Annotated in this window: 17 protein-coding genes; 11 read left to right on the top strand and 6 right to left on the bottom strand. The window is 73.3% G+C overall.

Annotated features, from left to right (window positions below; genetic code table 11):
• Positions 1-30 precede the first annotated feature (30 nt).
• Both ACQEVU_RS42825 and ACQEVU_RS42820 read right to left on the bottom strand, forming a co-directional pair.
• Positions 31-300, bottom strand: coding sequence for a hypothetical protein (locus tag ACQEVU_RS42825; RefSeq protein ID WP_433334148.1), 270 nt, complete (start codon positions 298-300; stop codon positions 31-33).
• A gap of 778 nt (positions 301-1,078) precedes the next feature.
• Positions 1,079-1,609 (bottom strand): carboxymuconolactone decarboxylase family protein, encoded by a 531-nt coding sequence (locus ACQEVU_RS42820; protein WP_433334146.1) that lies wholly within the window; start codon positions 1,607-1,609, stop codon positions 1,079-1,081.
• A gap of 324 nt (positions 1,610-1,933) precedes the next feature.
• Between ACQEVU_RS42820 and cimA the strand changes: the two genes are divergently transcribed.
• Complete coding sequence (cimA, locus tag ACQEVU_RS42815) at positions 1,934-3,535, top strand: citramalate synthase (RefSeq protein ID WP_433334144.1); 1,602 nt, start codon at positions 1,934-1,936, stop codon at positions 3,533-3,535.
• Positions 3,536-3,577: 42 nt separating this feature from the next.
• Here the strand turns inward: cimA and ACQEVU_RS42810 are convergent, their stop codons facing one another.
• Together ACQEVU_RS42810 and ACQEVU_RS42805 are read right to left on the bottom strand one after the other, a co-directional pair.
• Positions 3,578-4,066 (bottom strand): hypothetical protein, encoded by a 489-nt coding sequence (locus ACQEVU_RS42810; protein ID WP_433334142.1) that lies wholly within the window; start codon positions 4,064-4,066, stop codon positions 3,578-3,580.
• Between the two features lie 143 nt (positions 4,067-4,209).
• Positions 4,210-5,223 (bottom strand): endonuclease/exonuclease/phosphatase family protein, encoded by a 1,014-nt coding sequence (locus ACQEVU_RS42805; protein ID WP_433334140.1) that lies wholly within the window; start codon positions 5,221-5,223, stop codon positions 4,210-4,212.
• Positions 5,224-6,238: 1,015 nt separating this feature from the next.
• Here ACQEVU_RS42805 and ACQEVU_RS42800 point away from each other — a divergent pair.
• From ACQEVU_RS42800 to ACQEVU_RS42775, 6 genes are all read left to right on the top strand, one after another.
• A complete protein-coding gene (locus tag ACQEVU_RS42800; protein ID WP_433334138.1) occupies positions 6,239-7,033 on the top strand; it encodes a prolipoprotein diacylglyceryl transferase in 795 nt (264 codons plus the stop codon).
• 141 nt (positions 7,034-7,174) lie between these two features.
• On the top strand, positions 7,175-7,552 hold the full coding sequence (locus ACQEVU_RS42795; protein ID WP_433334136.1) for a hypothetical protein: 378 nt from the start codon (positions 7,175-7,177) through the stop codon (positions 7,550-7,552).
• Complete coding sequence (locus ACQEVU_RS42790; RefSeq protein ID WP_433334134.1) at positions 7,549-9,153, top strand: radical SAM protein; 1,605 nt, start codon at positions 7,549-7,551, stop codon at positions 9,151-9,153. Before ACQEVU_RS42795 ends, ACQEVU_RS42790 begins: the two co-directional genes overlap by 4 nt.
• Positions 9,150-9,446 carry a hypothetical protein gene (locus ACQEVU_RS42785; RefSeq protein WP_433334132.1) on the top strand — a complete coding sequence of 99 codons (297 nt, stop codon included), beginning with the start codon at positions 9,150-9,152 and terminating at the stop codon, positions 9,444-9,446. The genes ACQEVU_RS42790 and ACQEVU_RS42785 overlap by 4 nt, the downstream gene beginning before the upstream one ends.
• A 204-nt stretch (positions 9,447-9,650) precedes the next feature.
• Positions 9,651-10,385, top strand: a complete 735-nt coding sequence (locus tag ACQEVU_RS42780; protein ID WP_433334130.1) for a hypothetical protein — start codon at positions 9,651-9,653, stop codon at positions 10,383-10,385.
• 9 nt (positions 10,386-10,394) lie between these two features.
• Positions 10,395-12,611, top strand: a complete 2,217-nt coding sequence (locus ACQEVU_RS42775; protein WP_433334128.1) for a glycogen debranching N-terminal domain-containing protein — start codon at positions 10,395-10,397, stop codon at positions 12,609-12,611.
• A gap of 115 nt (positions 12,612-12,726) precedes the next feature.
• Here the strand turns inward: ACQEVU_RS42775 and ACQEVU_RS42770 are convergent, their stop codons facing one another.
• Entirely contained in the window at positions 12,727-14,067 is a 1,341-nt protein-coding gene (locus ACQEVU_RS42770; RefSeq protein WP_433334126.1) for a PQQ-dependent sugar dehydrogenase, read from the bottom strand.
• A gap of 32 nt (positions 14,068-14,099) precedes the next feature.
• Between ACQEVU_RS42770 and ACQEVU_RS42765 the strand changes: the two genes are divergently transcribed.
• The 4 genes from ACQEVU_RS42765 to ACQEVU_RS42750 all read left to right on the top strand — a co-directional run bounded on the left by ACQEVU_RS42765 (position 14,100) and on the right by ACQEVU_RS42750 (position 17,297).
• On the top strand, positions 14,100-14,927 hold the full coding sequence (locus ACQEVU_RS42765) for a 3-methyladenine DNA glycosylase (RefSeq protein ID WP_433334124.1): 828 nt from the start codon (positions 14,100-14,102) through the stop codon (positions 14,925-14,927).
• An 83-nt stretch (positions 14,928-15,010) separates the two neighbouring features.
• The gene (locus ACQEVU_RS42760) at positions 15,011-15,466 is read left to right on the top strand and encodes a hypothetical protein (protein ID WP_433334122.1); all 456 of its coding nucleotides are present in this window, start codon (positions 15,011-15,013) and stop codon (positions 15,464-15,466) included.
• A 107-nt stretch (positions 15,467-15,573) separates the two neighbouring features.
• On the top strand, positions 15,574-16,494 hold the full coding sequence (locus ACQEVU_RS42755; RefSeq protein ID WP_433334120.1) for an ABC transporter ATP-binding protein: 921 nt from the start codon (positions 15,574-15,576) through the stop codon (positions 16,492-16,494).
• Positions 16,491-17,297, top strand: a complete 807-nt coding sequence (locus tag ACQEVU_RS42750) for an ABC transporter permease (protein WP_433334118.1) — start codon at positions 16,491-16,493, stop codon at positions 17,295-17,297. Before ACQEVU_RS42755 ends, ACQEVU_RS42750 begins: the two co-directional genes overlap by 4 nt.
• Before the next feature lie 170 nt (positions 17,298-17,467).
• On the opposite strand, the gene ACQEVU_RS42745 is transcribed toward ACQEVU_RS42750, so the two are convergent.
• Entirely contained in the window at positions 17,468-18,400 is a 933-nt protein-coding gene (locus tag ACQEVU_RS42745) for an FAD-dependent oxidoreductase (protein ID WP_433334116.1), read from the bottom strand.
• Positions 18,401-18,404 lie beyond the last annotated feature (4 nt).

The following is an 18,404-nucleotide window of genomic DNA, read 5'->3' as shown; positions in this document are numbered from 1 at the left end:
ACAGACCGGATATTTCGCTTTCGTCGGGCTTCAGGCCGACCAGCGGCCCAGGTTGGCGCCGCGCCCCGCACCCGTCCGGGAGGGGCGCGGCGCCGGTCTGTCATACGCGAGCTGCAGCGCCTCCTCGGCCAGCTGTGCGTCCGGGCACGGCCAGAACGCCTTGCACTCGCAGAAGTTGTCGGTCCTCGGGCGGTGCGCGTCGTGCAGGGCCCGCGCGACGCGCCACAGCATCGGGTCGGCGCAGCCGAGCGGCGGGTCGACCGGCGGCTCGCTCGGCTCCAGCGGCACTGGGTCGATCATCTTGCCCCCACTTTGGTCCGGGACGATGTCCTGAGCGCAACGGTAGCCGCCGGCCGCCCGTGGGCGCAGACCTGCTGTGCGCAAATTGCACGGTCGAGTTACCGGTCGGCCCGGCTGTGGCGGTGAGTCGCTGGAAATCGCCGGACGGGGTATAAATCCGACATGTCGTGGCGCGGAGCGCCCGACATGTCGGGCTGGGCGCGGGCGCTGCTGGGCGCGGGCGCTGCTGGGCGCGGGCGCTGCTGGGCGCGGGCGCTGCTGGGCGCGGGCGCTGCTGGGCGCGGGCGCTGCTGGGCGCGGGCGCTGCTGGGCGCGGGCGCTGCTGGGCGCGGGCGCTGCTGGGCGCGGGCGCTGCTGGGCGCGGGCGCTGCTGGGCGCGGGCGCTGCTGGGCGCGGGCGCTGCTGGGCGCGGGCGCTGCTGGGCGCGGGCGCCCGTTGCGCGGAGCGCCCGAGATGCCGGGCTGCGCGCGGATGCCGCTGGGCGCGGACGCCCGTGGCACGGAGCGCCCGACGTGTCGCGCTGGGCGTGGGCGCTGCTGGGTGCGGGCGCCCGTGGCGCGGAGTGGCCGACATGTCGCGCTGGGTGCGGGCGCTGCTGGGCGCGGGCGCCGGTGGGCGCGGAGCGCCCGACATGTCGGGCTGGGCGCGGACGCCGCAGGCCCGGGAGTCACGGATCGCGCCCACGACGGACGTCGCGGTAGCTCTGTGCAAAAAATGGTCTGGAAATGCGTACGGGTGCCGGAGCCGCCACTCCGACACCCGTACAAGAGGAAAGCTCCTAGTAGGAAGCCGCCTCTGCATCGAGGGTTACCGCCAGCGCGTGAACAACCGCGGCGACGCGCAACACCTCGTCGATCGACTCCCGGGACACCCCTGCACCGCGAGCCGATCTTTCGTGCGATTCCAGGCACACCCCGCACCCGGTGATCGCGGATACTGCAATGGACCACGCCTCGACGTCGGCGGTGCCGACCCCGGGCGCGGAGGTCACCTGGCGGCGCAGGCGCGCGGGCAGGTGCTGGTAGGCCTCGTCACCGATCAGGTGCTTGGCGCGGAAGTAGACGTTGTGGATCGCCATGCGCGAGGCGACCGCCTTGGCGGCCTCGACGGCCTCCGGCTTGAGGTGCGTGCCGGCCTCGTCGGCGATGTTGCGGATCACCAAGGCGCTGCGGGTCGTCATCGCGCAGGCCAGCGCGGCGCCCCACAGTCGCTGCTCGTCCAGCAGGTCGCCGGCGAGCACCGAGTCGAGGTTGAGCTCGAGGTCGCGTGCGTAGGCCGGCAGGGCCGCCTTCAGCGTCGCCATGGACATCGGAACTCACCCCCTCACCAACGGTGATCGGAGCCCCGCACGGTGCGGCGCTCCCTTGACCGACTCCAACCTTGCCGTGTCCTCGTTACAGGGACGTGACGAACAGGGTGAATCGTGAAGCAGATCACCCCGGATCTCAAAATCCGGAATCACGTGTCACGAGACGGTCGTGCGTGGCAAGCTACCGAACGTGACTCGGCTCATTATTGGCCCCTAGCGCGCCCAGCATCCCTCCGCTGGCCGCGCAGACCTCTCGCATTTCGCGAGGGGTCTTTTTGTTGGTCCCGCCGAGCTTCCGCCCTCTTCCCGCCATTAGGAGCAACCATGCAGGTGTACGACACGACGCTGCGCGACGGGGCCCAGCGCGAGGCGATCAGCTACTCCGTCGTCGACAAGCTCGCCGTCGCGCGGCTGCTCGACGAGTTCGGCGTCGGCTTCATCGAGGGCGGCTGGCCAGGGGCGATGCCGAAGGACACCGAGTTCTTCCGCAGAGCCCGCACCGAGCTCGACCTCAAGCATGCCGTCTTCGTGGCGTTCGGCTCCACCCGCAAAGCCGGCGTCCGCGCGCAGGACGACCCCCAGATCCGCGCCCTGCTCGACGCCGAGACGCCCGCCGTGACGCTCGTGGCCAAGTCCGACCTGCGCCATGTCGAGCGCGCGCTGCGGACCACGCCCGAGGAGAACCTGGCGATGGTCCGCGACAGCGTCGCGTACTTCGTCGGCGAGGGGCGCCGCGTCTTCCTCGACTGCGAGCACTTCTTCGACGGGTACCGGTTCAACCCGGAGTACACCGCCGGCGTCGTCGCGGCCGCCCTCGAGGCCGGCGCGGAGGCGGCCGTGCTGTGCGACACCAACGGCGGCATGCTGCCGTCGCTGATCACCCGGGCGATCACCGAGGTACGCGAGCGGCTCGCCGTCGCGCTCGGCATCACGCCCGAGGACGCGGTCGCCCGCCTCGGCATCCACTGTCAGAACGACACCTCGTGCGCGGTCGCGAACACCGTCGCCGCCGTCGAGGCCGGCGTGCCGCACTTCCAGTGCACCGCCAACGGCTACGGCGAGCGCCCCGGCAACGCCGACCTGTTCGCCGTCGTCGCCAACCTCCAGCTCAAGCTCGGTATGCCGGTCCTACCGGACGGGTGCATCGAGCAGATGGTGCGCGTCGCGCATTCCATCGCCGAGATCGCCAACATCGCACCCGACACCCACCAGGCCTACGTCGGGTCGTCAGCGTTCGCTCACAAGGCGGGCCTGCACGCGAGCGCGATCAAAGTGGATCCGCTGCTGTACAACCACATCGACCCGGTCGTCGTGGGCAACGACATGCGGATCCTCGTCACCGAGATGGCCGGCCGGGCCAGCATCGAGCTCAAGGCGCGCGAGCTCGGTGTCGACCTGGCCGGCAATCCCGACGCCCTGTCCCGGGTCACGAACCGGGTCAAGGAGCTCGAGGCCCGCGGCTGGTCGTTCGAGGCCGCCGACGCCTCGTTCGAGCTGCTGGCCCGCGCCGAGCTCGCCGAGGGCGCGCTGCCCAAGCCGTTCGCGCTGGAGTCGTACCGGGTCCTGGTCGAGCACCGCGAGGACGGCGCCGTGGTCTCCGAGGCGACCGTGAAGGTGCGCGTCCGCGGGGAGCGGGTCATCGCCACCGCCGAGGGCAACGGCCCGGTCAACGCCCTCGACGAGGCGCTGCGCGTCGCCCTCACGCGCCACTACCCGGAGCTCGGCCGCTTCCAGCTCGCCGACTACAAGGTCCGCATCCTCGAGGGCAGCCACGGCACGGGCGCGGTCACCCGCGTGCTCGTGGAGACCCACGCGACCGGCACCGACTGGACCACCGTCGGGGTGCACGAGAACGTCGTGGAGGCCAGCTGGCAGGCGCTCGTCGACGCCCTCAGCTACGGGCTGGCGCATCAGGTGCGGGTCTGAACGTGTGAAAGGGGGCCCGCGGGCCCCCTTTTTCCTGCCTTGCTACGGGCATTTGTTCTGTTTGTACGCCGCGAGCGCCGCCGGGTCGGGCTCGAAGCGCCAGGTCCCGTTCTGGTACTTCACGGTGCTCGACCCGGTCGTCGCCGCCCCGCCCGCCGGGGTGTGCGACCACTTGATCGTCGCGGTCTTGTCGTCGACCGGCGTCACGCCCGTGACCTGATACTGACCCTGCTGCCCCGTGCAGGTCGCCACCAGGTCGATGTACGCGTCCTTGCCGATCGCCGTCTTGGCGCTGTCAGTCCACAAGTCGTAGGCCCCGGCCCAGTCGCCCTCCGACAGGTTGTCGAACACCTGCTCGGCCGCCACCTGCGCCGACTGCACGTCTTGCGGCTGTGCGGTCACCTCCACCGTTGGCCGATCGGACGCCGACTCGGACTTGTTGTCCGCCTTGTCGTCCGAGCAGCCGGCCGCGCCCAGGATGAGCGGCGCCACGGCGATGGCAAGCGCGAGGCCGCGGAACGTTCGTGTCACCCATCTGCTCCAACGTGGTTCCGTTTCGGGCGGGGGCCCGATCCGTACGTGAAGGTACTCCCGGCCAACGAACCGCGCATAGCCGGAGGTACGCCTTCGCCCGGCTTCCGCCGTTGGCCCTTTTTCGGCGTTTTCGCCGTGGTCTACTGGGCTTTCGGCAGGACCAGTTCCGCGAACACCGCCTTGTGGTCGCTGTTCGGCATGAGGTGTACCGACACCTTGCGCACGCCCACCCGCTTGTCCGCCACCACGTGGTCGAGCGTCACGCCCGGGATGAACCACCGCTCGTCGTACGGCCAGGAGGCCTCGAACCCGGCCCCCACCACGTCGGCCGCGTCCCGGTACCCCTTGTCCAGCACCGCCCGGAACTTCTCGTGGTCCAGCGTCGCGTTGAAGTCCCCGATGAGCAGGTTCACGGCCCCGCCGGGCGTGGCCGCGGGCTCCTGCACGATGTCGCGCTCCCAGCACCCGGCCCCGCGCGAGTTGGACGGCGCGCACGGATGCACCGACTCCACCCGCACGTCGACGGCCCCCGGCACCCGCACCGCCGCCTGCGCCTGCCCGAAGCTCGACGGGAACTCGCGGTACCCGAGATCCGACACCGGGAACCGGCTGTACACCGCCGACCCTGTCACGCCCGGCCGCGGGTACGACACCGCGTTGGGCAACACGGCCTCCAGCCCGGTCTGCGCGAGCGCGGCCTTGGCCTCCGCCGTGTACTCCTGGAACGCCACCAGATCCACGTCGTACTGCTTGACCAGGTCCACGATCGTCTTCGGGTCCGCCCCGCCCATGAGCATGTTCACGCTCATGACCCGGATGACGGTCCCCCCGTCCGGCTCCGTGCCGGAGTCCGAGATCCACCGCGGCAGCACACAGGCCGCGAGCGCGATCGTCGCCACCGCCGTGACCACGGCGGGCCACAGCCGCTTGGTCAGGACGGCCACCACCAGCGGCACCAGCGACGCGGCCGCGACATATGGTGTGAAGGCGATAAGTTGTACCGCGGGAAAGCCGCTGTCCAGCCCCAGCACACGAGCGGCAGCCCAGATCACGAACGGCACGGCCATGAGCCAGACCACGGCCGACCACCAGCGCCGCCGTCGCCGGGGCGGCTTCGCAGGCAGCAACGGCAGGGTGTCCTCCGTGGTGACCATCCCGCCAGGGTATGCGACCCGTGCAACCGTTCTGTGACTTGTCGTCCTCGTCGCCCGCGGGTGATGTTTCGGTGGCCGCGGTTTGCGTTACTGGTTGTGGTTTGCCTTGCTGGCAGGGGTTGCGCCACTGGCCGTACTTGCCTTGGTAGCCGCATTTGCCTCGCTGGCGGCGGTTTGCCTGTTGGCCGCGGCTTGCGTCGCTTGGGTGCGGCTCGCGGTTGTTGGGCGCGGCTCAGGCTTGTTGGCCGTGGTTCGCGGCGTGCCTACGTGGCGGGCGCCCTCGCGCCGCGCCCTCGCGCCGTCGCCGTTCCGCGCCCTCGCGCGCCCCGCGCCGCGCCCTCGCGTCCGCGCCCGCGCCCGAGGCCGCGCCCCGGCGCCGTGCCACCGCGCCCCCGCGCCTCCCGCGCCCCCGCGCCTCCCGCGCCCCCGCGCCTCCCGCGCCCCCGCGCCTCCCGCGCCCCCGCGCCTCCTGCGCCGGCGCCCCGCGCCGCGCCCTTGCGTCCGCGCCCCGCGCCGCGCCCTCGCGTCCGCGCCCCCGCGCCTCCCGCGCCGGCGCCCCGCGCCGCGCCCTCGCGTCCGCGCCCGCGCCCGGGCCGCGCCCCGGCGCCGTGCCACCGCGCCCTCCGCGCCCGCGCCCTCCGCGCCCGCGCCGCGCCCTCCGCGCCCGCGCCCTCGCGCCCGCGCCCTCGCGCCCGCGCCCCCGCGCCGCGCCCTTGCCCCGCGCCCCGCCCCGGCGCCGTGCCGCCGCGCCCGCGCCCCCGCGCCCTCCGCGCCCGCGCCCCCGCGCCGCGCCCTCGCGCCCGCGCCCCCGCGCCGCGCCCTCGCCCCGCGCCCCGGCGCCGTGCCGCCGCGCCCGCGCCCCCGCGCCCTCCGCGCCCGCGCCCCGCGCCGCGCCCTCGCGCCCGCGCCCCCGCGCCGCGCCCTCGCGGCCCCACCCGCGCGGACGCGGGCGTGGCCGTTCGGCCAGCGCAGAAGAGCCGCACGACGCGCCCGTGTACCACTAGGCTCGGCTTCCGTGTACCCGGTGATCGCGCGGATCGGCCCAGTAGCGATCCTGTCCCACGACGTGTTCGTGGCGCTCGGCATCGGGGTCGCCGCGCTCGTGCTGCTGTGGGAGATCCGCCGCCGCAACGCACAGGACGAGCGGCTCTGGTACGTGCTGGCCGGCGCCCTCGTCGGCGGCGCGCTCCTGGCCCGCCTGGGCACCTGGGCGCAGCACCTCGACCTCAGGGACAACGCGCCGTTGCTGGAGCAGTGGGCGTACGGCAACCGCAGCATCCTCTCGGGGCTCCTCGGCGCCTATCTGGGCGCGCTGCTCGGCAAACGGATCAGCGGCTACCCGCACAAGACCGGCAACCTGTTCGCCCCCGCCGTCGCCGCGGGCATGGCGGTCGGCCGCATCGGCTGCTTCCTCGCCGAGCCGCCGGGCACCCCGACGAGCCTGCCGTGGGGCATCCGGCTCGACGCCGCGCACGCCGCGGCCATGCACGTGCCGGCCGGCGTGCCGCTGCACCCCTCGTTCGCGTACGAAATCCTCTTCCACCTCGCGGCCTCCGCGACCCTGCTCGCCCTGCGCGGGCGCGTCACCGCGCCCGGGCGTCTCTTCACGCTCTACCTCGCCGCGTACGCCGCGTTCCGCTTCGGCGTCGAGTTCGTCCGCGGCAACGAGGTCGTGTGGGCGGGCCTGACCCGTTCCCAGCTGTTCCTGCTCGCCCTGTTGCCGCTGACCGCGACCCGCTTCGCGTGGCGCCACGCGCGCGGTCGCGCCCGCGACCGTAAGGTCCCGAACGAAGCGCAGGCCGCCACGTGAGGCCCCGAACGCCCCCGCGACCGGAACGTGGGGGCCCGAACGAAGCGCAGGCCGCCACGTGAGGCCCCGAACGACCCCGCGACCGGAACGTGGGGGCCCGAACGAAAACCGTGAGGTCCCGAACGAATTGGAGGAGCTGAGGTGAGCTTGCCGCCCCAGCAAGGCTGGACCGTCCCGCCACCGCCCGGCCCTGAGCGCCCGATCCGCACGCGACGTGTGTTCGCCGGCATCGGCTTCGCGTTCCTCGGCCAGGTCGTCGCGATCCTCCTCGGCGTCCTGGCGGTGTACATCGGCGGCCAGAGCAGCAACTCCGAGAACGCCCTCATCGGCGTGTACCTCGAGATCCTGCTGCAGGTCCTGCTGTTCATCGCCTGCCTCATCGTCGGCATCGTGTGGATCGCGCGCCGCGACCGCGGCATCGGCCTCGGAATACTTATCGGCTGGGGCGTCACCGTCCTGGTCTTCCCCGTCGTCGGCATCGGCGTGTGCCTGGCCCTCGTCAACCAAGGACAGCTATGACCTCCGGAATGCAGCTGCGCGGCGACCGCATCCACCGCTACGTCAACGCGTTCTGCCCGGCCTGCGCGACCGAGGCGCCGGACCGTCCACTGCAGAACGTCCAGCGCCTCTCCGGCTGGCTCGCCGAACGGGACGGCCGGATCTGGCTCGAGCGCGGGTGCCCGAGCCACGGCCTCGTCCGCACCCTCTATGACGAGGAGCCGGAGATTCTGCGGTACCTCGAACAGTGGACCGCCCCCACGAAGACCCACGTCCCCGACGTGGCCGGCAACTTCGCCCCCGTCCCGTCCGCGTACCTGGCGGGCCTGCCCGAGATGCAGACGCAGCACACCTGCATCCTGCTCGCCGACCTCACCGACAGCTGCAACCTGCGCTGCCCGACGTGCTTCACGGACTCGTCGCCGGCGGTGGAGGGCGCGGTACCCCTGGCCGACGTCCTCGCCAGCGTGGACACGAAGCTGGAGCGCGAGAACGGCCGCATCGACGTGCTCATGCTCTCCGGCGGCGAACCGACCCTCTACCCGTGGCTGGAACAGCTCCTCGACGAGGTCTCCGCGCGCAACGTCATCCGCATCCTCATCAACTCCAACGGGGTGCGCATCGCCCGCGACGACGCGCTGCTGGACCTGCTCACCCGGCACCGGGAGCGGGTGGAGGTCTACCTGCAGTACGACGGCGTCTCCGAGCGCGCCGCCCGCCACCACCGCGGCGCCGACCTGCGCCGCCTCAAGGACCAGGCCGTCGAACGCCTCTCCGCGCGCGGCATCTTCACCACCCTGACGATGACCTGCGCGCTGGGCGTCAACGACGACGAGATCGGCGCCGTGATCAAGCGCGCCCTCGACACCCCGTACGTCGGCGGTGTCTCCCTGCAGCCCCAGTTCGGCTCGGGCCGTTCGGGCCCGATCGACCCCATGAACCGCCTGACCCACACGGGCGTCCTGGCGCGCCTCGGCCCCCAGACCGGCGACCTGGTCACCTGGCGCGACCTCACCGCCCTGCCGTGCTCCCACCCGCACTGCTGCTCGGTCGGCTACATGCTGCGCGACGACGCGGGCCAGTGGCGGTCGATGACGGCCCTGATCGGCCACGACCGCCTCCTGTCGTTCCTGGATCTCGCCCCGGACCTGGTGGCCAACCGCATCGCCGACATCCAGCTCCCCGCCGCTCTGCGCACCGCGGTGAAGGACTCTCTGCTGGGCCTGCTGTCCGAGCAGTCGTCCCTGTCCCACCCGGACGTGGGCTCCCTGTGGCGCGACATCTGCGAGAACTGCGACCTCGGCATCTCCACCCTCACGACCCTGGTGTCGTCCTCGCTCCCGGGCGGCCGCAACCGCCTGCGCAAGATGCTCGGCGAGCGCGTCAAGCGCATCACCGTGAAGCCCTTCATGGATCTGCACACGATGATCGAGGAACGCCTCCTGCAGTGCTGCGTCCACGTAGCCACGCGCCGCGAGGACGCGCCGGCCCCGCAACACCAGTGCGCCCCGTTCTGCGCCGTCCAGGCCTGGCCGGCCCTGTCCGCCCAGCGCCTGCCCCGCGCGACGCGCCCGCTCCTGCCCCTGTCCCCACGCGCCGCCACCGCGGAGGCCACCCCGTGACGACCCCACCCACTCCGCCGGGTGCGGCCGCGCCGGCCGCCTCGGCCCCGTACGACCCGCTCCGCCTGTGCATCTACGCCACGATCGCCGCCCTGGCGTGGCTCCTGGGCCCGGTCGCGGTCGTCGGCTTCGCGTTGCTCGGCTTCGCCGGCTACGTGCGCGCCCGCCGCAAGGGCCTGACCCGTTCGAAGTGCGTCCTGCGCGACACCCGCCTGGTCCTGGCGTATCTGGCCGTCCTGGCACTGGCCGGCACTGCCGCGATCGCGTGGCGCATCTACGCCTTGTTCACCTAAGCCCGCGCCCGCGCCTCCGCGCCCGCGCCCGCGCCTCCGCGCCCGCGCCCGCGCCTCCGCGCCCGCGCCCGCGCCTCCGCGCCCGCGCCTCCGCGCCCGCGCCTCCGCGCCCGCGTCCAGCCGCGCGCGGCGCGGAAACGGTCCATGCGCCACACGGCAATCCACGCTGGCCCCCGCGCGACGGCAGGTCTACGGTTGGCTGCCGTGAGTGACCTCCCGCCCGCGCTGGACCTGGGTCCGAACGGTTCGCCGAAACCGGAGAAACCGGCCGCCCAGCTGCCCGGCTGGCTCCGCCGCACGGAGGCGGAGCAGCGCTGGCCCGCCGCTCTCGCCATCGCGGTCGCCATCTTCATTCACCTGGTCCTGCCGCCCGACCTGGCGCCGCACCCACGCTGGATGCTCCCGGGCCTCGAGAGCGCCCTGCTGATCAGCATCGTTGCGGTCAACCCGCTGCGGATCAACCGCCGGACCCGCATCGCGCGCCCGCTGAGCATCGGCCTCGCGGCCCTGCTGACCGTCGTCACCGCCTGGTCGGTCGGCCTGCTGGTGCGCGCCCTGTTCGCCCAGACCCACGGCGAGGTACCGCCCGCCCATCTCCTGCTCTGGGGCGCCGCGATCTGGCTCACGAACGTCATCGTGTTCGCCCTGTGGTTCTGGGAGGGCGACCGCGGAGGCCCCGGCGCCCGCGCGGACGGGGAATCCCCGCACCCCGACTTCCTCTTCACCCAGATGCAGGTCCCCGAGCTGGCGCACCACGACTGGGAACCCGGCTTCTTTGACTACTTCTACCTGGCCTTCACCAACGCGACCGCGTTCAGCCCGACCGACACCCTGCCGATGTCGGCGTGGGCGAAAATGCTGATGGTCGCCGAATCGGTCATCTCGCTGGTGACGGTGCTCCTGGTGGTGGCCCGCGCGGTCAACGTCATCGGCGGCTGATCGCCGAGCATGAGGAACGAGATGCCGCAGCCGTACCTGCACGACCATGTCACCTGCGTTGCCGCCCCCGCGACGTGGCTGTCGCCTCCCTCCGGCCAGCTGAGCGGCGGCGTGGACGGCCTCTACGTGGAGGACCGCCGCGTCCTGTCACGCCTCGTGGTCACGGTGTCCGCCGTGGAGCCGGCGCCGCTCGCAACACACCGCACGGGTGCCGCCTCAGCCATTTTTTCCTCGGTACCGCAACAGCCTCCCCCCACCGGCAGCCCCGCCCTCACCCTCTTGCGTCGCCGCCTCGCCGAGCCGTCCGGCGGCACGGAGAGCATCACCCTGTCCAACGCCTCCCACGCCGAGATCACGGTCGACTTGGAGGTACACGCCGCCACCGACTTCGCCCCCCTGGGCGACATCCGAAACGCCCGCCCCCACGCCCCCGAGCGCGACACCCCCGCGACCGAGCCGCCGGAGGTCCTCGACTGGCGCTCGCCCGACGGGATGTCCGTACGCATCCAAACAACCCCACCGGCCGCGATCACCGCGCATACCGAAACGCCCGACCGCGCGGGCAGGCGCCCGGCCGCGAAGCCGGAGCCGGATGCCCGCGCGGGCGCGGCTGCCAACACGGAGCCGGATGCCGGCGCGGAGGCAAGCACGGAGGCCGAGGCCGGCAGCAGTGCCGAGCCGATGGCCGGGGCCGAGGCGACGCTGCGCTGGCGGGTCACCGTGCCCGCGCGCGGCAGCTGGACCGCCGAACTGCGCATCACCCGCACGGACCGGCCGCCGATCGCGCGCCCGAAGCGGTTCAGCACCCTCCGCGTAGCGGCCGACGACCGCCGCCTGGACGCGCTCGTGCGCGCGAGCGTCCAGGACCTCGACGCGCTGCGCCGCACCGACGGCGCGGAGGCGTACTACGCCGCCGGCAGCCCCTGGTACCTGACCTTGTTCGGCCGCGACGCCCTCTGGTCCGCCCGCCTCGCCCTGCCGCTCGGCCACGACATCGCGGCCGGCACCCTGCGCGCCCTGGCGGCCCGTCAGGGTGCCCGGCACGACCCGGAGACGGAGGAGGAGCCGGGCCGCATCCTGCACGAGGTCCGCCACGCCGGCACCGGGCACACGTTCCCGCCCGTCTACTACGGCACCGTCGACGCGACGCCGCTGTTCCTCAGCCTCGTCGCCGACGCCTACCGATGGGGCATGCCGGCGGCGACCGTGCGTGCGCTCATGCCCAACGTGTGGCGGGCCATGGAGTGGCTGACGCGCCATGACGGCTTCGTCTCGTACGTCACCACCGGCGCCGGCCTCACCAACCAGGGCTGGAAGGACTCCGGCGACGCCGTCCAGCACGCCGACGGCCGCCCCGCGCGGGGCCCGGTCGCGCTGTGCGAGGTCCAGGCCTATTCGTACCGCGCCGCCCTGGACGCCGCGTGGCTGCTCGAACAGTTCCCCGACGCCGCGAGCGACGTGGCGCCCGGCGATGCTGGCGAGGGGGCGTACGACGCGGCCGGCGAAGCGAAGCGATGGCGCGAGTGGGCGCACGACCTCGCCGACCGCTTCCGCGCGCGGTTCTGGACACCCGGCGGCTACCCGGCGATCGCGCTTGACGGCGCGGGCGAACCGGTCGACCTCCTCGCCTCCAACATGGGTCACCTGCTCGGCACCGGGCTGCTCACGCCGGAAGAGAGTGCCGCCGTGGCCGAGCGCCTCGCCGGGCTTCGCTCGCCGTTCGGGGTGCGTACGGTCTCGGCGGCGTCGGCGGGGTACAACTTCCTGGCCTATCACCTCGGCTCCGTCTGGCCGAACGACAACGCGATCGCCTTGCTCGGTCTGGCGCGCGACGGGCACCAGGTGGAGGCGTCGGCCGTCATCGCGGCGCTGCTGGCCGCGGCCGAGCGGTTCGACTACCGCCTTCCCGAGCTGTACGGCGGGGACGACCTGGCCACCCCGTACCCGACGGCGTGCCGGCCCCAGGCGTGGTCTGCCGCGGCCGGGCCGGCGATCCTGACCGCGCTGCTCGGGCTCGAGGTCGACGTGCCCGCGGGCCGCATCACGTTCGCGCCGCTCGCCCCGTCGCCGGTCGGCGCGTTCCGGGTGCGCGGGCTCAAGGTCGCCGACGGCGAGCTCGACGTGAGCGTCACCGCGGCCGGCGAGCTCACGATCCACAATGGACCCGTCGGCGTGACGTTCCACAACGCCGACGGCTCGCCGGCCCGCATCGCCCGCCCGAGCTAGCGGCGGCCCTGAGCGACCCGCGCGGGCGCGGGACCGTACACGGTGACATCGACGCCGCCGGGCCGGCCGGCGCCCCCGCGCGGCACCGCAGATGCCGCGGCGGCGGTCGGCTGGACTAGCCGGCGCTACCGCGCGGGGGCGTCAGGCGCAGCACGGTCCCGCTGCCGTCGTCGCTGATCAGCAGCGTCCCGTCGGTGTCCACCGCGGCATCGACGGGACGGCCCCACCACTTGCCGTCCGGGTCAACGAAGCCGGTCGCCAGGTCCACCGGGTCGCCCGGCCCGGACGCGGTCCACGGGACGTACAACACCTTGTATCCGGCCGGCTTCGTACGGTTCCACGATCCGTGCAGCGGCACGATCGCCGCCCCGTTGAAGAACGTCAGGCCCAGCGGGGCGCTGTGCGGCGGCAGGCCCAGGTCGATCGGGTCGGCCTTGGCGCAGTCGGCTTTCTGCCCGTCGCGGTTGAGCTCGTAGTCGCGCAGGAACGGCATGTTGCGCAGGCCGTTGTCGCTGTTGGGGTTGCAGAACGGCCAGCCGTAGAAGCCGCCGTCGCGGACCTTGATGAACTCCTCCGGCGGGTAGTCGTCGACGAACTGCGCCATCCGCTTGCCCTTGTCGGACTGGCCGTCGCCGTCGACGTCGCGGTCGTCCGGCACGAGGGTGTTGTCGCGGTTGTTGACGACGATCCACAGCTCGTCGGTGCCGGGGCGGAACGCGAGGCCCTCCGCGTTGCGGATGCCGCGGGCCAGGAGGTGCCGCGCGGCGTTGGTGCCCGTCGCGGCGTACGTGTAGATCGTGGCCCGTTGCGGGTCGCTGACGGTGTCCTGCACGCAGGCGTTGCAGGTGGAGGCGATCGACACGTACAGCGTCTCGCCGCGCACCGCGATGTTCTTGAGCACGTGCGCGTACGTCCCGTGCAGCTCGGGCGTGCTGGTGTCGGGCAGCCCGTCGACCACGACCTGGCCGTCGTGGGCCTTGAGGTCGCCGTTGGCGTAGGGGTAGCGCACCACGCGGTTGGACTCGGCGATGAAGAGGTACATCTGGCCGTTCAACGGCGCGAACACCATGTCGTGCGGCTGGCGCAGGCCGCCGGCGAACTCCGTGACCGCGCCCGCGCGCACGAGCTGCACCGTGCCGGCGCCCGGCTGCGACACGAGCAGGTCGCCGCTGGGCGTCAGCGTCATGAAGCGCGCCTTGTCGATGCGGGCGTAGACCGACGCGGTCCAGCCGGCCGGCAACTGGAGGTACCGTTCGCGATCAAACGGCGCGGACGCGAGCGCGGGTGGCACGTCCACCTTGACCCGGGTCGGCTGGCCGAGCCCCGGCGCCGGCGAGGCGGACGGCGGCGCACTCTGCGGCCGCGCGGGGGCGGACTGTGCCGGGCCCGTCGGCTCGTCCGTGCACGCCGCGAGGGTCAGCGAGCAGGCCATCAGCGTTGCCCAAAGCTTGCGCATGGCGCCGACGGTACCCTCCGTAAGCTTGAGCGGTGCAGCTCATCGTTCTGGACCGGCCGACCTGGGAGGCGCGCCGCGCCGCCCACGAGGCGCGGGTGGACGCCTGGATCGAGCCGCACCTCGCCCGACGCCGGCTCGGGCGCAAGCATCCGGTCGAGGACTTCCTGTTCACGTACTACTCGTACCGGCCCGCGCAGCTGCGCCGCTGGCACCCGGGCGCGGGCGTCGCGCTCGCCGAATCGGGCACGGAGGCGGCGACGGTGCCGCCGCAGCGCGCGGACGCGATCGCGTGGATACGTGAGCTGCTCGCCGCCACCGCCGCGCGGTCGCCGCACCTGGGCTGCTTCGGCCTGCACGAGTGGGCGATGGTGTACCGCCAGAGCCAGGACGAGATCCGGCACAACGCCTGGCCGTTGCGCCTGGGCGCGCGCGGCACGGACGCGGTCGTCGAGGCCAGCCGCATCCGCTGCAGTCACTTCGACGCGTTCCGCTTCTACACCGCGCCCGCGCGGCCGCTGAACCTGCTGCAGCCGACCCGGGAGACCCAGGTGGCCAACGAGCAGCCGGGCTGCCTGCACGCCAACATGGACCTGTACAAGCACGCGTACAAGCTCGCCCCGCTCGTGCCGGCCGAGCTCGTCGCCGACTGCTTCGAGCTCGCCCGCGACATCCGCACGCTGGACATGCAGGCCTCGCCCTACGACCTGGCCGACCTCGGCTACGAGCCGGTGCGCATCGAGACCGCCGAGGGGCGGGCGCGATACGTCGAGGCACAGCGATCCTTCGCCGAGCGGGGAGCGCCGCTGCGCGGGCGCCTTCTCGCCGAGTGCGACAGGCTCCTGGAGGCCGTGCGCAACTGACCGCAGGGTGGAGCCCGGGCGCGCGCGCCTAGTGTATAAGTCGGTTTCATGTTGCGGCGGGGACTCGGGCGCGGGGAGTGGCGATGAGCGAGGTACGGCGGCGGCTGGGCCCCCTGCTGGGGATGTGGGACATGACCGCCACCGTGAACGGCCGGGTGACGATGCGGGGGTGGACGAGCTTTGCGTGGGCCGACGAGGGCGAGTTCCTCGTGCAGCGCGCGGACGCGGACCCGCCGGGGGAGGACGTGCCCAAGGAATGGGTCGACAACTCGCCGTTCCCGACCACGTCGGTCATCGGCTTCGATGACGGCAGCAAGACCTTCACGATGCTGTACTCCGACGCGCGCGGCGTCCTGCGCGTGTACGGGATGGACCTCGACGCCGGCGTCTGGCGCATCTGGCGCGCGGCCGAGGGCTTCAACCAGCGCTTCAGCGGCACCGTCGCGGCCGACGGCAAGCGCATCGCCGCCTACTGGGAGATGTCGAAGGACGGCATCCAGTGGGCCAAGGACTTCGACCTGACGTACACGCGCGGCTGAGGGGCGTCACAGCAACTCTTAGCCTCGCCACAGCATCACCCAGTACGTTCCGCTGAGACGGGGGCGCCCGCGCGTGGGGCCGGCCGAGCCAGCGGAAGGAAGCCATCATGATCGAGGCTGTCGGCCTCACGAAACGCTACGGCGAACGGGTCGCCGTCGACCGGCTGTCGTTCATGGTCCGCCCCGGTCTGGTCACCGGGTTCCTCGGCCCGAACGGGGCGGGCAAGTCGACCACGATGCGCATGATCCTGGGCCTGGACGCGCCCAGCGCCGGCGCCGTCACGGTCAACGGCCGCCCGTTCGCCACCCTCGACAACCCGATGCGCGAGATCGGCGCGCTGCTGGACGCCAAGGCCATCCACGGCGGGCGCAGCGCGTACCACCACCTGCTGTGCCTGGCCCAGAGCAACAACCTGCCGCGCCGCCGCGTCGACGAGGTCCTCGAGATCGTCGGCCTCACCGGCGTCGCGCGGAAGCGCTCCAAGGGCTTCTCGCTCGGCATGGGCCAGCGCCTCGGCATCGCCGGCGCGCTGCTCGGCGACCCGAAGGTGCTCATGTTCGACGAGCCGGTCAACGGCCTCGATCCCGAGGGCATCCTGTGGATCCGCAACCTGATGCGCTCCCTGGCCGCCGAGGGCCGCACCGTGCTCGTCTCCAGCCACCTCATGTCGGAGATGGAGCACACCGCCGACCACCTGCTCGTGATCGGACGGGGCCGAATGATCGCGGACTGCACGGTGCGCGAGTTCATCGACCGCAACTCGGCGCTCGCCGTGCGCGCGCGGACGCCCGACGCCGCCCGCCTCGCGGCCCTCGTCACCGGCGCCGGCGGCAAGGTCGCGCCCGAGCCCGACGGTGCGCTGCTCATCACGGAGCTGCCGCTCCCGCGCGTCGGCGACCTCGCGTTCGACCACGGCATCCGCCTGCACGAGCTCGCGCCGCTGCAGGCGTCCCTGGAGCAGGCATTCATGGAGTTGACCAAGGACAGCGTGGAGTACCACGCCGCCATTCCCGGAGAAAAGCCATGACGGATTTGGTACTTGCACGAGCCGGCCTTCCCGGCATGCTGCGCTCGGAGTGGACGAAGCTGCGCACCGTGCGCTCCACCGTGTGGTCGGTCGTCGCGATGGCCGGCATCGCGCTCGGGCTGATGTCCGTCATCGCCTGGGCGGTGATGCGCCAGTGGTCGACTGCCGACCCCGGGAGCCAGAGCTACCTGCGCGAGCACCCGATCGAGATCGTCATCGCCCGCCCCGTCTTCATCGCCCAGCTCGTGGTCGCGGTGCTCGGCGTGATGGCGATCTCGGCCGAGTACACGACCGGCATGATCCGATCCACCCTGCAGGGCCAGCCGCGCCGGCTGACCGTCCTGGCCGCGAAGATCCTGGTGTTCGCGGCGCTCATGCTCGTCGTCGGCGAGCTGCTGTCCTTCGCCGCCTTCTTCCTCGGCCGGGCCATCATCGCCGAGCACATCCCGGTCTCCCTGAGCGACCCGGGCGTGACGCGCTCCGTCATCGGGGCCGGCCTGTTCATGGCGATGCTGGGCCTGTTCTCGCTGGCGTTCGGCGCCATCATCCGCCACACCGCAGGCGCCATCACCGCCGTGCTCGGCCTGGTCCTGATCGTGTCGCAGTTGACGGGGCTGCTGCCCGGGAGCTGGGGCGCCCACGTCAACGCCTGGATGCCGACGAACGCCGGCCAGCGCATCTTCGAGCCGACGCTGCCCCCGGACGCGCTGCTCACGCAGTGGCAGGGCTTCGCGGTCTTCGGCGGCTGGACGGTGCTGCTGCTGGCCGTGGCCGCGTACCTGTTCAAGACCCGCGACGCCTGATCCGGGGCCCATCGCTCGGGCGGCGGCACGTGCCCCGCCCGGGCGCGGCGTCGGCCCGGGCGCGGCGTCGGCCCGGGCGCGGCGTCGGCCCGGGCGCGGCGTCGGCCCGGGCGCGGCGTCGGCCCGGGCGCGGCGTCGGCACGGGCGCGCCGTCGGCCCGGGCGCGGCGTTCAGTGCCCCGTCTGCGCGATGCGGGCCACTTCGGCGGCGCAGCCCCACGACAGGGTCACGCCGGCGCCGCCGTGGCCGTACGCGTGGACGAGGCGGGTGCCGCCCGGGAGCGCCACGGGATCGGCCTCCACGCGAGGCCCGCCGTGCCGCGCCGGGCGCAGCCCCGCCGCCTCCCACAGCGGCCGCGCCCCGGCGAGCTCCGGCACCAGCTCGGCGCAGCGGCGCAGGATCGCCTCGGTCGTGGCCAGGTCCGGCGCTTCGTTCCAGTCGTCCGGCTGGAACGTCCCGCCCAGGACGACGTCGCGGGAGCGCGGATGCACGTACGTCATGCCGTCCGGATGCTCCTCGTCACGCACCGACGTCACCAGGCCCGGGTTGGCCACGCCGACGACCTGGCCCCGGGCCGGGAAGACCGCCGCGTCGCCCGCGAGGACGCGCGCCGCGAGCCCGGTCGCGTTGACCAGCGTCGCCGCCCGGCCGCCCAGCTCGGTCAGCGCACCGACGCGCGCGGCCGTGACCGTGCCGCCGAGCTCGCGGACGCGGTCGGCGAGCCACGGCAGGTACACCGGCATCTCCACCGAAGGCACGGTGAACCGCCACTCGCCCGGGTGCGCCGCGAAGTCCGGCACGGCGGGGGACCACCACGGCGCGCCGGCCGGGGAGCGGACGATCATCCGGGTCGGGCGGGGCGCGACGCCCGGCGCGCCGGCGGCCGCCTGCGCCATGAGCTCGTCGTAGGTCTCGTGCGCCCACGCGAGGACGCGGGGATCGGCCTCGGTGCGGGTCGGGTACCAGACCGCCGCGGCCAGCCGGGACACCGTCCGGGCCGGCTCGTCGGCCGTCACGACCCGCACCCGGGCGCCGCCCTCCAGCAGCCGCACCGCGCAGGTCAGCCCGATCACGCCCGCACCCAGCACGATCACGTCGTCCATGCGT

This window comes from Dactylosporangium sp. CA-139066 (assembly GCF_050936175.1).
GTDB lineage: Bacteria > Actinomycetota > Actinomycetes > Mycobacteriales > Micromonosporaceae > Dactylosporangium.
Note: the sequence above shows the minus strand (reverse complement) of the source record. Positions and strands in the feature narration are given on the sequence as shown.